We start from the raw sequence: 14,967 nt of genomic DNA on the forward strand, positions 1-14,967 counted from the left end.
TCATGAAAAAAATAATAGTAATAGTTTTCTTACTAAGTCAAGTTGTAGTAAAAGCACAAGATGCTAAATTTGGAAAAGTTTCTCAAGAAGCTCTAGAAGAAAAATTTTATGAGTTAGATTCTACAGCAGAAGCTGCTTACTTAATGAAAAAAAGATGGAGTTATTTTGATTATATGCCATCAGAAGGTAGTTTTCAATTATATACAGAATATCATCTTAGAATTAAAATTTATACAAAAGAAGGTTTTGATTATGCTACAAAATTAATTACTTATTATACACCAGATTCAGGAGAAAATGAATCTGTAAGTTCTATTAAAGGATATACATTTTTTCTAGAAGAGAATAATGTTATGAAAGAAAAACTGTCCAAAAAAAGCATTTTTAAAGAGAAGGTTAATGATAACTTTAGTCAAGTAAAAATAACAATGCCTAAGATAAAAGAAGGGTGTATTTTAGATTTAAAATATACAGTAACTTCTCCTTATGCTTTTTATATAGATGATGTTCAGTTTCAATTAGGAATACCAATAAAATATCTAGAAACTAAAATAGATATTCCTGAATTTTACAAATACAATAAAAAACGAAAAGGATATTACATTTTACCAGTAGTAAATAATTCTAAACCATCAAAAATTGGTGATACAGATTATACTACTGAAACTTTTACCTACAAAGGAAATAATATACCTGCTTTAAAAGATGATGAAGCATTTGTATATAATGTAGATAACTATAGAGGTGGTATAAAATTTGAGCTGGCACAGACAGATTTTCTTCAATTTCAAGGAGGTATAAAAAATTACAATACATCCTGGAGTGCTGTTGCCAAACAAATATATGATGTGTCTTCTTTTGGAGGTGAGTTAAGAAAATCTGCATACTATAAAGATGAAATTGAAGCCCTTTTGGCAACTAGAAATAACGATTATGAAAAAATAGCAGCAATTTTTCAGTACGTAAAGAAAAATATAAGATGGAACAAAAGTTATAATAAATATGCTCAAAATGGAGTAAAAAAGGCATTCAAAGAAAAAACGGGTAATGTTGCAGATATAAATTTAATGTTAACCTCTATGTTACGTTTTGCAGGTTTAGATGCAAACCCTGTATTAGTAAGTTCTAGAGGAAACGGTATTCCATTATTTCCAACAAGTAGAGGTTTTGATTATGTTATTTCTTCGGTTACATTTTCAGATGGTAAGTATTTACTTTTAGATGCAACAGAATTTTACAGTATGCCAAACCTTCTGCCAACAAGAGCTTCAAATTGGAAAGGAAGACTAGTGAAAAAAGGAGGTGCTTCTAAGTGGGTAAGCCTACAATCTAGTAAATCTGCTACAGAAGATACTACAATGATGATTAAATTTGATGAAGATTTGATTGCTCAAGGAAGAATTAGAACCAAATTTGATAACTTAAACGCGTTGCGATATAGAAGAAACTCTAATCATGTTAAAGAAGAAAGCTTGATTGCCAATTATGAAGATAAAAATAACATTGAAGTTGAAGAGTTTTCTGTTGATAATAAATTAAATATATCTAAGCCAATCGTTAGAAATGTAAAATTTGAAAGTGAAGACTTAGTAGAAGGAATAGGAAATAAATTGTACATAGAGCCCTTACTATTTTTTACTGAAAGAGAAAATCCTTTTAAATTAGATGAAAGAAAATTCCCTATAGAGTTTGATGCTAAAAGTAAAGAAGCTTATAATGTTTTAATTGATATTCCTGAAGGTTATCAAATAGAAAAGTTACCAGAACCTTTAGCTATTGGAATGCCAAATAATATGGGGATTTTTAAATATCAAGTACGTAAAATGGGTAACAAGATTAAAACGAGTTGCGTTTTAGAATTTAAAACGCCTACAATTGCGCCTCAATACTATCCTTATTTAAAAGAATTTTACAATCAAATTGTAAAAAAAGAATCTGAAAAGATTGTTTTAAGTAAAATTTAGATTTGTAAAGTTAAATCCCCTGTAAACGTTTAATAAATTTTGAAAAATCTTCTTTATTGGGTGGAGAACCATCAAAAGGTAAAATATCCCATTTTCCATTTTCAAAAAAGATTGTAAAATTAAAAACGGAGGTAGATGAATCTTCAGGGTTTAACATTGGGTAGCGTAAATCTACATATTTATAAGTACCTACTTTTTCCTTTTTAGAAAGGTTAAAGTAGTCATTACTAAACCAAGCTAAAGTTTTTAGATTAGTATCAGACATATCAATCAAATCGTGATTTTTATCAACAGTAATAATATTATCAGAAGTAGCACTTTTATCAAATAATGAATAAAAAGCTAAATGATATTGCGTTTCAGTTTCTGCAACTGCATACCATAAAATATTGTTTAAAATAGTTGGTTGTGAAGAAAAACGTTGATAGGTTATATTTGCTTTTTTAAATGATTTTTTAAAAACACTATTAATATAAAATTTATTGATAATGGTAAAAATCATATATGCAGAACTTAGGTAAATTCCTGCTTTTAGCCACCAAGTTCTTCTAATTGTTGTTCGTTTAAAAAACATCATAACAATTAAACTCAATAAAAAAGGAACAGTATAAAGAGGGTCTGCAACAGAAATATTATTAAAAGCTACCCTGTAGTTAGAAAAAGGAGCAAAGAGCTGTGTGCCATAAGGCGTAAAACAATCTAAAATTGGATGTGTAAAAATAGATAAAAAGAAAAGCCAAATCCAGTTTTTTAACGTAGTAGAACCTTTTCTTTTCCCCCAATTATAAAGCGTGTAAGTAATCCATCCAAAGAGAAAAGAACCCAAAATAGCAAAAAGAATAGAGTGCATAACCCCTCTATGAAAGGCCATGGCTTCTATTTCGTTACTATACAACCATCGTCCAATAAAAACATCTAAATCTGGTATGGTGCCGCCAATTGCTCCAAACAATAAAGCTTTGTTACCAATTTTTTTACCAAGTGCAATCTCACCACAAGCAGCACCCAAAACAATTTGAGTTAAAGAATCCATTATTGCAAATGTAAGTCAACCAAATCAATTTGCATAACACGGTCTAAAATCGTAACATTACAATACAAAAATAGAGACAATGTCAGATCAAAAAAACCTTTCTGAAATAGATATAGAAGATCAAAAACTAATAGATAACAAAGAGTTAAATTTGTTAGAATCTTTAGTTCCTGTTGTTATTTTAATGGCATTATTAGCGTACAATATCTTTTTTATAGAAGGGCAAGAGTGGTTTGGAGCGTACACAAACCAATATATTTTGTTAATGGGCGGTGTTGTTGCGGCAGTAGTAGGTTTTTTTAATAAAGTCTCTTTAAAAACAATGTTTGTAGAAGTTTGGGAGAACTGGAAAAGTGTTTTTGTACCTATTATGATCCTTTTTTTAGTGGGTGCTTTAGCGGGTACTTGGCTAGTAAGCGGTATTATTCCTGCCATGGTATATTATGGATTACAAGTATTAAGTCCGTCTATATTTTTACCAGCATCTGTAATTATTGCAGCTATAATTTCTGTAGCTACAGGAAGTTCTTGGACAACCTCTGCTACTGTTGGTATTGCTTTGGTAGGTATTGGGAGTGCACTTGGTATACCTACAGGAATGATAGCAGGAGCAGTAATTTCTGGAGCGTATTTTGGTGATAAAATGTCTCCACTTTCAGACACCACAAACTTAGCCCCAGCAATGGCAGGTACAGATTTGTTTACACATATCAAATATATGGCGTATACTACTATACCAACTATTATAGTAACACTAATAATTTTTACCATTTTGAGTGCAACAACTCAAACAACAGGTAGTACAGATGTATCTAATTTATTAGTTTCTATAGATAATACATTTCATATTACGCCTTGGTTATTTGTAGTTCCTATAATTGTTATTGCTATGATTTTAAAGAAAACGAAACCTTTGCTTGCTTTAGGTGTAGGTGTATTATTAGCAGGTGTTTTTGCGTTTATATTTCAAGGTGACGTTTTACTAAATTTATCAGATTCAAAAATAGAAACCGTTATTACTTCAATTTTAACGGACACTCAAGTGCAAACAGATAATGAAAAGTTAACAGAATTATTTGCTTCAGGAGGAATGAACGGAATGTTATGGACTATTTTTTTAATCATTTGTGCTATGGTTTTTGGAGGTGTTATGGATGCAATAGGCGCATTAGCTAAAATAACAAAGAGTTTATTAGCAGTAGCTACATCTATCTTTGGGTTGTTTGCCAGTACTGTTATAAGCTGCTTAGGATTAAACATAATAGCATCAGATCAATATTTGGCATTGGTAATACCTGGAAAAATGTTCAAAAAAGCTTATGAAGACAAAGATTTAGCTCCAGAAAATTTGAGCAGAACTTTAGAAGATTCTGGTACGGTAACATCTGTTTTAATTCCTTGGAATACCTGTGGAGCGTATCAATCTAGCGTGTTAGGAGTTTCGGTTGCAGATTACTTTATATATGCAATGTTTAACTATTTAAGTCCGTTTACAACGTTATTATTTGTCGCATTAAATATTAAAATTAAGCAGCTAATCAAACGCTAAAACGATTAGTGTTGCAAAAATAAAAGATGCAAATAAACTTACAGAAATTGCTTTAAAATTAAAAGCTTATTGGGGGTATTCTAATCATTTAATTGAGAGTTGGCAAGAAGATTTAACAATAACTTCAGTAATGATTTCTGAGTCATATATTTTTAAATTTCTAGTTGATGATACAATCGTTAGTTTTTATTTTTTAAATCCTCTAATAGAAAAATCAATAGAATTAGAAATGTTATTTGTCCTGCCAGCGTTTATCGGAAAAGGAATTGGGAAACAATTGTTAATACATGCTTTTCAAAAAGCAAGAACACTAAAAGCTAGTACTATGACATTGTTGGCAGACCCAAATGCAGTTCTTTCTTATAATTCGCAAGGGTTTTATCCAATTGACAACAAAGAAAGTTCAATCATTGGGTGTTTTTTACCTGTAATGCAAAAAGATTTAGAAGAATAGATATTAAGAGCAAAACCCAAGGTGTTCGGTGTAATAAAACATCAAACCAATCTTTAAATTGCATTCCATTCAGAGAAAAGCATGTTCATCTAAAATCCATCCTTTTTTGCCCAAAATATAAGGTGGATTAAAAGGAGCTAATCTAATGTTAAGCTAGCTATAAAAAATTTCTAGTTTAGTTTTGTTTAATTACTATCATAAAGAAATACCTTATGTATTACATTGCGACTAGATAAACCAATTCCAAACCAAACCAAAGCGTATTGTAAAATCTCTAAAAGGATAATTTGGGGCAGAAAAATAATCTCTATTGCTACTAAATCTAGAGGTAACATTGTCTATTTTAAAAAACAAACGTGTTCTTCTTACCTGTGCGTTAAAGAAAACATCAACAGTAGAAAACCCAATTTCTTGAGAGTTTTGAAGCGTAAACTCAGCAATGAGTGGGTTGTAAGCATTCATTTGGTATTTGGTAAAATACTTAAAGGTAGCACCAATATTTACCAACATTGGTTTTCCTTTAAACCAATAATCTTGGTAGTATAATGTGTTTCTTGTAACAATATCAGGTACTCTAAAAACCTCATTTCCGCTACTCACATTTTGATACATTACTGTATTGTCTAAGGCAATTTTCCAATATTTAATTTCTTTATTTACTTTAGCTTTTAAGTAAATAATTTGATCAGAAAATTGTTGCGGTAAATTATTTTCATCAAAATAAGTATAGTTATCTATATTGGTTAAGTTTACTCCAGCATTAAGCCATTTAGATTTTAAATTAAAACCCAAATCTCTTGTGTTTACATTGCTAAAATCATTCTGCCAATTGTAATCATCATATCTACTTTGGTGTAAAAGCATATTAAAATTTGGCGATTTAGAACTTAATAATAAACTTCCTTTAATACTAAAAACACTGTCTTTTTCATATAAGGCCTCACCTTTTAAAAAAGATCCAGATAATCTACTGCTCCCAGGTGTTAAATTACCAGCAGCATTTAGTTTAAAATTTTTAATTCTAGCATTCCAGTCTGCACCAAAAGAAATTGCTTTACCTGTTAACCTAGTTTTAGAAATAAGCGTATTGGTGTTTAAAATGGTATCATAACCATAAGAATAATTTGTAAAATTAACTTTTGCCTTAATTTTACCTAGAACATATTTTGAATTAAACTCTAGATTAAGTTCATTATTATTAAAAACTTCTTCTACTTTATTTTTAGAAGTTCCTGTAGGGCTTGCCTCACCAAATAATGGAGATACTGTACCTTGTATAAATCTATAATCTTTAATCTCATTGGTTAATGTATGTCCAATTTTTAAATTGCTAAAATCTTTGGTATTGGTAGAGTCTTTACTAGAGAGTAACTTATAACTTTGTTCTAGATAAAAACGGCTACTATCAAACTGATTTTCAGTATCGTTTAAATTTACATCAATTCTTGCTCTATTTTCAAAGTCAGGATCGTTGCTTTGAAAGTTTTCTATAGAACTTTCAGGCAATCCTCCACTTTCCTCATTAAAAAAATCTTGAGTAGTAAAATGTCCACGTATTTGGTACTGATCATTTTTTGTTCTGTAATGATAAGTACCCCTAAAATTTCCGTTACTTACTAAAGATCTTCTGTAGGCACCTAAAGATCTAATGCCTTTATAAGATAATGATACATTAAACCTTCTCGAAAAGTTTAAGGTAAAAATAGCATCCAAAACCTGTCCTTGTTGTAAACCCGTTCTGTACGTAATTTCTGTGGTAGGTGTAGGAACTTCGTAATACTTAATATCTTCAATATTTAAATAACTAAACTGTTTTGCTGTAAAACCAAGATCAGGAAAAAGATCTAAATTACTAAAATCATAGCCTAGGGTGGTAAACGTTTGTCCTTGGTTATGAAACTCTAACAACTCAAAATTATCTTTTCGTAACCAGTTAAATTTATAATCTTTTTGAATAGATAAAGTTGTATCTATGTAGGTGGTATCTCTATTATGAGAAAAAATTTTATAATCTGTATATTTTGTTTTACCAGATAAGGTAACTGTTATTTCACCAGAATTAGGTATACTATCATTACCGTTGTTTAGAAGGTCATTAGGATTTACAATACCATTAGCACCTTGAGAAAAACCAACCTGAAAGGCAACAAAAAGAAATATAAAAAATAAAGATACTTTTGTATTCATAGTAGATTTCTACAGAGGCAAATGTAAAATAATAAAACGAAAATATGAGTGAATAAGTATGCGTAAATCTACGAATTTATACAAGTTTTTCAATTTTTTATCAAATTGTATTCTTAAGCAAAAAAGAAGGTAAACAAAAAAGTTTTCTTTTCTTTGTACTATGCTCAAATCAAATTATAGTGGTTGCGCTTTAGAAGTAGGTACAGATGAAGCCGGAAGAGGCTGTTTGTCTGGACCAGTAGTAGCCGCTGCGGTTATATTACCAAAAGATTTTTCGCATCCGTTTTTAAACGATTCTAAACAATTATCAGAAAAAAAGAGAGATGAGTTAAGACCATTTATAGAAGAAAATGCCATTGCCTTTGAGGTCTGTTTTGTGTGGCAAGAAGAAGTAGATGCAATTAATGTGTTGCAAGCTTCTATTGCAGGCATGCATCGTTCTATAGCAAAGTTAAAAACCCAACCAGAATTTATCATTGTAGACGGTAATAAATTTAAAAACTACAAAGAAATTCCGCATAAAACCATCGTAAAAGGAGATGCAAAGTATCTAAGTATTGCCGCAGCTTCTATTTTGGCAAAAACGTATAGAGATGAATATATGGCTACAATTCATCAAGAATTTCCGCAATACAATTGGCAAAAAAACAAAGGATACCCAACCAAGCAACACAGAGCCGCAATTAGAGAGTTTGGAGTCACAAAATACCACAGAAAATCCTTTAAATTATTGCCAGAACAATTAAAGTTAAATTTTTAGAAGCTATTTCCTGTTTTCACTACTCGCTGTTTCGTACCTCAACGAGCTCAAACAAACCGTTCAATCAGGGCTAAACCTGTTTATAAACTTTTAGAAATAACTAGAATTATTTAAAAACTTAAATTATTTTTACGTTCCAAATTTTTACATGATGATTAAAAAAACCAGAGCAGAAATTACCAAGTGTATTTTACACAAAGTCGCTAACAAATTCAATAGCGGTCAAAACGTATTTTCTGAAGATTTAATTCGTTTTGATCAAGAAAGCTACGACTTAATGAAAGGGTTTTTACTAAAACCATTTGGCAACTTAACGCAAAGTTATCGCTTTACACATCATGCAGATGTACGTTTAAATGAGCTTAACAATTATGCCTCAGAAATTTTTTCAGATGAAAGTACCTTTGTAGAATATTCTAAAAACATGGTAAATCATTTATACGAGCAATCTAACTCTGCCCAAATTAAAACAGGTGATGTTATTGTTGTTTTTATAGAAGGACTAGAGTATAAAGATGTGTTAACAGAAGCTGTAGGAGTATTTAAAATTGAAAATAAAGTAGATTTTTTTCAAACCTATTTAGATGATAATGAAAGTTGGGATGTTGTGGTTCAAAAAGGAATTTCTACAAAAAGAATAGACAAAGGATGTTTAATTTTAAACACCTCAGACCCAGAAGGAACTGTAGTTTTTTCTGTAGACAACAACAACTACGATGCACAATATTGGATTAAAAATTTCTTAAGCGTAAAGCTTGCAGACGATTACAACTCGCATACTCATAACTATTTAGAGCTGTGTAAAGAGTTTTCTGAAGAAGTAATTAAACCAGAATTAGGAATGCATGAACAAGGTAATTTTTTAGCAAATACAGTAGATTACTTTAAAGAGCACGAAGCTGTAGATTACCATAATTTTAAAGATGAAGTTTTTGAAGAAGACAAACACAAAGAATTATTTGACGATTATAAAAAACACTTTGAAACCCTAAACGATGTTTTAATCAGAAATAACTTTGATGTATCTGGTGTGGTTTTAAAAAAAGAAAAAAGTAAGCTAAAAACAGAAATAAAGTTAGATACTAACATCAATATAAAGTTAGATGTAGATGCCCCAGAAGCAGCTTCAGAATACTTAGAAAGAGGGTATGATGAAGAAAAGAAAATGAAATATTACAAAGTCTATTTTAATGAAGAAAAGTAGTTTTGTTGGTTGTTGGTTGTTGGTTGTTAGTTGTTAGTTGTTATAGTTGTTAGTTGTTGAGGTTTTATTATTTACCATAAACCATAAACCATAAACCATAAACCATAAACTACCAACCATTAATCTCTAATCAAAAACTCATCAACCTCAAATAACGTTTTAAAATGCTTTAAGATTTTGGCTTTTACCTCCTCCAAATCAACTTTAGTATTCAATTCAGCTTCCATAGAAGTCACCGCTTTTCCTTTTATACCACAAGGAATAATATGATCAAAATACCCTAAATCTACATTAGCATTTAAAGCAAAACCATGCATGGTAACCCAACGTGAAGATCGAATGCCCATAGCACAAATTTTACGAGCAAAAGGAGTACCAACATCTAGCCAAACACCAGTTTCACCTTCGCTTCGTGTACCTTTAATTCCGTATTCTGCAATGGTAAGAATAATAGTTTCTTCTAGCAAACGTAGGTATTTGTGAATGTCAGTAAAAAAATTTTCTAAATCTAAAATTGGGTAACCAACAATTTGTCCAGGGCCATGATAGGTAATATCTCCACCACGATTTATTTTATAAAAATTAGCTCCTTTATCTTCAAGCTGTTGTTCAGTCAGTAATAAATTACTCAAATCACCACTTTTTCCGAGGGTGTAAACATGTGGGTGCTCTACAAAGAGAAAATGATTTTTGGTAGCTTCTGTAGCGTCATTTCTTCTATTGCTAATTTTTACATCTACAATTTCTTGAAGAAGAGAGGTTTGAAAATCCCAAGTTTCTTTATAATCTCTAAAAGATAAATCTTGAAGTAGTATGTTTCTATTCATATTTGCGACTACAAAGATAAATAATTCCTTATATTTGGTAGGTTTTTAGTCTTTTGAATAATCGTAAAACGTATGAAAATTAAATTATCCTTTTTTTTACTACTCTGTTTTCTTTTTTTGAACACAAATAGCTCACTAGGGCAAATGGTTTGGAAAAAGCTTGAAAAAGCTAGCAATACACAAGAAGCAGCAGTTTTGATGAAGACAGAAAAATTGCCAAAAAAGTATGATTTATTTTCGTTAAATACTAAAGAACTTATCATAGTAGATAATACCCAAATTGAGTTGCCTAATGCCAATGGTGGTTTTTCAAAATTTATCATTAAAGAAAGTACCAATTTATCATCAAAATTGGCAGAAAAATTTCCGATGATAAAATCTTATACAGCCTATGGTCTAGATGATCCAACAGCTGTGGCAAAGATAAGTTTAGGAACAGACGGTTTGCATGCAGTTATTTTTTCAGCAACAAGAAATACATTTTATATAGACCCTTACACAAAAGATAAAAGTACGTTTATAGCCTACAAAAGAGCCGATTTGGATGCAAGTCAAGATGAGTTTACCTGTCAAGTAGAAGAATTTGGTAAAAACTCTGCATTAGAGCAAGGTTTCTTAAAAACAGTAAACGATGGTAATTTAAGAACTTATAGAATGGCCATAGTTTGTAGTGGAGAATATGCTCAATTTCATTTAAGCAATCAAAATATTCCAGAATCGGCAACAATTCAGGTAAAAAAAGCAGCAGTTTTATCGGCCATGAATACAACTTTGGCAAGAGTAAACGGCATTTTTGAAAAAGACCTTTCTGTAAAAATGGAACTTGTAGATAATAATGATGAAATCATTTTTTTAGATGCTGACAATGATGGTATTACAGACGGAAACCCTAATACAATGATTAATGAGGTACAAACTATTTGCGATAATAGAATTGGAAATGCAAATTACGATATTGGTCATATTTTTAGTATTGGAGGAGATGGTTTAGCAAGTTTAGGTGTAGTTTGTGAAACAGGAAGCAAAGCAAGAGGTGTTACAGGAAGAAATGAACCTATAGGAGATCCTTATGATATCGATTTTGTAGTACATGAAATTGGTCATCAGTTTGGTGCTACCCATACACAAAATAGTTCGTGTCAGAGATCTAATATAAGTGCTGTAGAACCTGGTAGTGGCTCTACAATTATGGGGTATGCAGGTATCTGTTCTCCAAATGTACAAGGCAGTAGTGATGATTATTTTCACGCCGTAAGTATCGCCCAAATGCAAAATGTCATTACATCCACGGCTACATGTGCAATACTAACTGAAACTAATAACTCAGCTCCAACTGCAGATGCAGGAGCCGCATACAGCATTCCTAAATCTACGCCATTTGTATTAAGAGGTACAGCAACAGATGCAGACGGTATATCCTCATTAACCTATAATTGGGAGCAAACAGATAACGAAGCTGCAACTATGCCCCCTCTAACCACAAATACTGTAGGCCCAATGTTTAGATCTTTGCCTTCAAAAACATCTCCAAATCGTTTTATGCCAGATTTAGCGACTGTAGTTGCGGGCAATTTAGGCACAACTTGGGAAGTTTTACCTTCTGTAGCAAGAGAATTAAGTTTCTCTTTCTTAGTAAGAGATAATAATAGTAGTGGAGGGGCAACTGCTAGAGATAACGTTGTTATCACAGTTGCAGATGCAGAAGCTTTTACGGTTACTGCTCCAAGTGGAGTTGTTTCTTGGAATGCCGGTTCTTCTCAAACAATTTCATGGAATGTAGGAGTAACAAATACAGCGCCAATAAACTGCAAAAATGTAAATATTAAGCTTTCTATAGATGGTGGTTTAACGTTTCCAATCATACTAAAAGAAAACACGCCAAATGATGGTGCAGAAGAAATTTTAATACCAAACAATCCTACAGAACAGGCAAGAATTATAGTAGAAGCAGCAGATAATATTTTCTATAATATAAATACATCAAATTTCATAATTAATTCTACCGAGCCTACATTTTTAGTAGAAACAAATACTATGAGCCAAACAGTGTGTAATTCTGGAAATCAAATAGCTAATTACGAGTTAAGTGTAGATTTTATTAACGGATTTTCAGAAGAGGTTACTTTTTCTACAACAGGACAACCTACAAATGCTGTAGCAACATTTAGCCCAACATCAATTACTAATGATGGTAATGTAATAATGCAGATTTCTAATTTAGATACTGCTACAGCACAAAACTATACCATAACCGTTACAGGTCACTCTAATACAGTATCACAAAAAATAGTATTAGAATTAAATGTACAATCTAATACAATTCAAAACTCCATATTAAATACACCAGCTAATAATGCCACAGAAGTTGCGCTGACTCCAATATTAACATGGTCAGCAGATTCAAATGCGTCTAGTTATGAAGTGCAAATAGCCAATGATGTTAATTTTGTAGATATTGTTTCTAATACTACTGTTGCAACCAGTTCATTTTCAGCGAATCGTCTGTTGGGAGATACAAGTTATTTTTGGAGGGTGAAACCTAAAAATCTGTGTGGTGAGGGTAGTTTTTCTGAAATTTTTACTTTCACAACATTAACCCCTTCATACTGTATGTCAACCTTTACAGATGAACAAGGAGGTACAGAGCATATTACTAACGTAACTTTTAATACTATAAATAATAACTCTGGAAATGATACAGTAGATGGTTATCAAGATTTTACATCCTTTTCAACAAGTTTAGAAAGAGGAGGTACATATGAAGTTAGCGTAACTTTAGATACAGGAGGATTTCAAGATAAATGTATGGTATTTATAGATTGGAATCAAGATTTTGAATTTGATAAAACCACAGAAAAATACGATTTAGGAGTAGAATTTGAAAATGTAGGTACTCGAATATTCAGAATTACAGTACCTAATGATGCGCCATATGGCACTACAAGAATGAGAGTTGTCATAGAATATGAAGATCCTGATGATGGAGCAGGAGATGGAGCTTGTGATGAAGATCATCAAACAGAATGGGGAGAAACAGAAGATTATAATATTTCTATTGTTGATGTAGCTTCTATTGATGACAGTACTTTTGACGGATTTAACTTATATCCAAACCCTATAAATGGAGAATTTAATTTAAATTTTGTTACTTCAGATCAAAGTAAAGTATCTCTTCAATTGTATGATGTAAGAGGTAGGTTGATAGAAGAAAAAGAATACCTAAATATTGGTTCATTTTTCTCTAAAAAAATACTTTTTCAGAAAACAACTACAGGACTGTATTTGCTTAAAATTACAAACGGTGATGAGCAAACAACCCGAAAAATTATTTTTGAGTAAACTATTTAATGTAAAAATATGTAAGAAACGCTTTATATTCATGAAGCGTTTTTTGTTTTACCCTCAAAAGAGTCATCAATAGTAGCATATAAGCAAAGAAAAATAGTAGCTCAATTTTATTTTTGTTACAAGTTTAATACCATAAAAAATTTAATAATGAGAATACAAGCATATTTAACATTTGATGGAAATTGTCAGGAAGCATTAAATTTTTATAGTGAAATATTTAATGCTGACGTTACCAATAGAATTACTTATGAAGACAAAAAAATTGATGTACCACTATCTTTCAGAAACAAATTGCAGCATGCAGAGTTAAAAGGAAAAGGTATTCACTTCATGGCATACGATGCCTCACCAGACACTCCTCTAACACAGGGTAGTAATATGCATATGAGTGTAGATATTACCACCAAAGAAGAAGCAGAAGATATCTTTAACGATCTTTGTAAAAGAGGTACCATACACCATCAGTTTAAAGAGAGAGAATGGGGTTATTTCGGAAGATGTACAGATAAGTACGGTATCAATTGGATGGTAAATTGTAATTGTTAAAAGAATACTAATCAACACAATGGATTACATTAATTTGTAATCCATTTTTTATATTTACGAAAAGCCATATCCATTTTGAAACTTGTAAAATTCACAAAAAAAGGCATTTACTGTATTCCTGGAAAGTTTTACTTAGATCCATGGTATCCTGTAGATTATGCGATTATTTCTCACGCACATGCAGATCATGCAAGGTGGGGGAACAAACATTATTTGTGTCACCACCATTCTAAAGCAGTATTACAACATAGAATAGGTAAAGATATTTCTATAGAAAGTTTAGGTTATAAAGAATCCAAAACTATTAATGAGGTAAAGGTTAGTTTTTATCCCGCTGGTCATATTATTGGTTCTGCACAAATCAGATTAGAGTATAAAGGCTACATAGTTGTTTTTTCTGGAGATTATAAGACACAACCTGATTTTTTGACTACTCCTTTTGAACCCGTAAAATGTCACGAATTTATCACCGAAAGTACTTTTGGTTTGCCAGTTTACAAATGGAAAGAAGAAACAGAATTGCAAGAAGAATTGCAAAATTGGGTATATCAAAATCAACAAAATAATAGAACCAGTGTTTTTTTTGGGTACAGCTTAGGTAAAGCACAACGCTTACTAAAATTGTTAGAAGGTGTGGATGATATTTTTGTACATTCTGCTATTCATAATCTAAACGAAGCAATTGTTTCATCAGGTATACTATTACCCAAATCTACATTAATTACTAACGATTTTAAAAAAGACGCAATTCAAAATAAAATTGTCATTCTGCCGCCAGCATTGTTGGGGTCTAAATTATTAAAACGAATACCAAATGCAGCAACAGCTATTTGCTCTGGTTGGATGCACATTCGTGGAAACCGACGTTGGAAAGGAGTTGATGCGGGATTTGCAGTTAGCGATCATGCAGATTGGGATGGATTGCTATCTGCTGTAAAAGCAACAGAAGCTGAAAAAGTTTATGTCACTCACGGTTCGCAAGCTGTATTTTCTAAATATTTAAATGAAATTGGTATTGAAGCTCACGAGTTAAAAACGGAGTTTGGAGAAGACGAATTGGCACAAAAAGAAGAGCAAAAACAAGAAACGATATAG

At 31.3% G+C, this 14,967-nt stretch carries 11 protein-coding genes; 8 read left to right on the forward strand and 3 right to left on the reverse strand.

Annotated elements, in window-relative coordinates; genetic code table 11:
* Positions 1 to 2 precede the first annotated feature (2 nt).
* Positions 3 to 1,964 carry a transglutaminase domain-containing protein gene (locus DUT90_RS02975; protein WP_114425238.1) on the forward strand — a complete coding sequence of 654 codons (1,962 nt, stop codon included), beginning with the start codon at positions 3 to 5 and terminating at the stop codon, positions 1,962 to 1,964.
* 10 nt (positions 1,965 to 1,974) lie between these two features.
* On the opposite strand, the gene DUT90_RS02980 is transcribed toward DUT90_RS02975, so the two are convergent.
* Entirely contained in the window at positions 1,975 to 2,997 is a 1,023-nt protein-coding gene (locus DUT90_RS02980) for a metal-dependent hydrolase (RefSeq protein WP_114425240.1), read from the reverse strand.
* 79 nt (positions 2,998 to 3,076) lie between these two features.
* Here DUT90_RS02980 and nhaC point away from each other — a divergent pair, with 79 nt between their 5' ends.
* Positions 3,077 to 4,546 carry a Na+/H+ antiporter NhaC gene (gene nhaC, locus DUT90_RS02985; protein ID WP_114425242.1) on the forward strand — a complete coding sequence of 490 codons (1,470 nt, stop codon included), beginning with the start codon at positions 3,077 to 3,079 and terminating at the stop codon, positions 4,544 to 4,546.
* 130 nt (positions 4,547 to 4,676) lie between these two features.
* Positions 4,677 to 5,000, forward strand: a complete 324-nt coding sequence (locus DUT90_RS02990) for a GNAT family N-acetyltransferase (protein WP_258848489.1) — start codon at positions 4,677 to 4,679, stop codon at positions 4,998 to 5,000.
* 228 nt (positions 5,001 to 5,228) lie between these two features.
* Here DUT90_RS02990 and DUT90_RS03000 read toward each other — a convergent pair whose 3' ends face one another.
* Positions 5,229 to 7,187, reverse strand: coding sequence for a putative porin (locus tag DUT90_RS03000; RefSeq protein ID WP_114425245.1), 1,959 nt, complete (start codon positions 7,185 to 7,187; stop codon positions 5,229 to 5,231).
* A gap of 160 nt (positions 7,188 to 7,347) precedes the next feature.
* Between DUT90_RS03000 and DUT90_RS03005 the strand changes: the two genes are divergently transcribed.
* Both DUT90_RS03005 and DUT90_RS03010 read left to right on the forward strand, forming a co-directional pair.
* Positions 7,348 to 7,947: a ribonuclease HII gene (locus DUT90_RS03005; protein WP_114425247.1), complete on the forward strand. Its 600-nt coding sequence runs from the start codon at positions 7,348 to 7,350 to the stop codon at positions 7,945 to 7,947.
* Between the two features lie 151 nt (positions 7,948 to 8,098).
* Positions 8,099 to 9,151 carry a nucleoid-associated protein gene (locus DUT90_RS03010; RefSeq protein ID WP_114425249.1) on the forward strand — a complete coding sequence of 351 codons (1,053 nt, stop codon included), beginning with the start codon at positions 8,099 to 8,101 and terminating at the stop codon, positions 9,149 to 9,151.
* Between the two features lie 119 nt (positions 9,152 to 9,270).
* Here the strand turns inward: DUT90_RS03010 and lipB are convergent, their stop codons facing one another.
* Entirely contained in the window at positions 9,271 to 9,978 is a 708-nt protein-coding gene (gene lipB, locus DUT90_RS03015) for a lipoyl(octanoyl) transferase LipB (RefSeq protein ID WP_114425251.1), read from the reverse strand.
* A gap of 144 nt (positions 9,979 to 10,122) precedes the next feature.
* On the opposite strand from lipB, the gene DUT90_RS03020 reads away from it, so the two are divergent.
* From DUT90_RS03020 to DUT90_RS03030, 3 genes are all read left to right on the forward strand, one after another.
* On the forward strand, positions 10,123 to 13,317 hold the full coding sequence (locus tag DUT90_RS03020) for a reprolysin-like metallopeptidase (protein WP_114425253.1): 3,195 nt from the start codon (positions 10,123 to 10,125) through the stop codon (positions 13,315 to 13,317).
* Positions 13,318 to 13,473: 156 nt separating this feature from the next.
* Positions 13,474 to 13,872 carry a VOC family protein gene (locus DUT90_RS03025; RefSeq protein WP_114425255.1) on the forward strand — a complete coding sequence of 133 codons (399 nt, stop codon included), beginning with the start codon at positions 13,474 to 13,476 and terminating at the stop codon, positions 13,870 to 13,872.
* Positions 13,873 to 13,947: 75 nt separating this feature from the next.
* On the forward strand, positions 13,948 to 14,967 hold the full coding sequence (locus DUT90_RS03030) for a ligase-associated DNA damage response exonuclease (RefSeq protein ID WP_114425257.1): 1,020 nt from the start codon (positions 13,948 to 13,950) through the stop codon (positions 14,965 to 14,967).

The organism is Polaribacter sp. WD7, assembly GCF_003335085.1.
Taxonomy (GTDB): domain Bacteria; phylum Bacteroidota; class Bacteroidia; order Flavobacteriales; family Flavobacteriaceae; genus Polaribacter.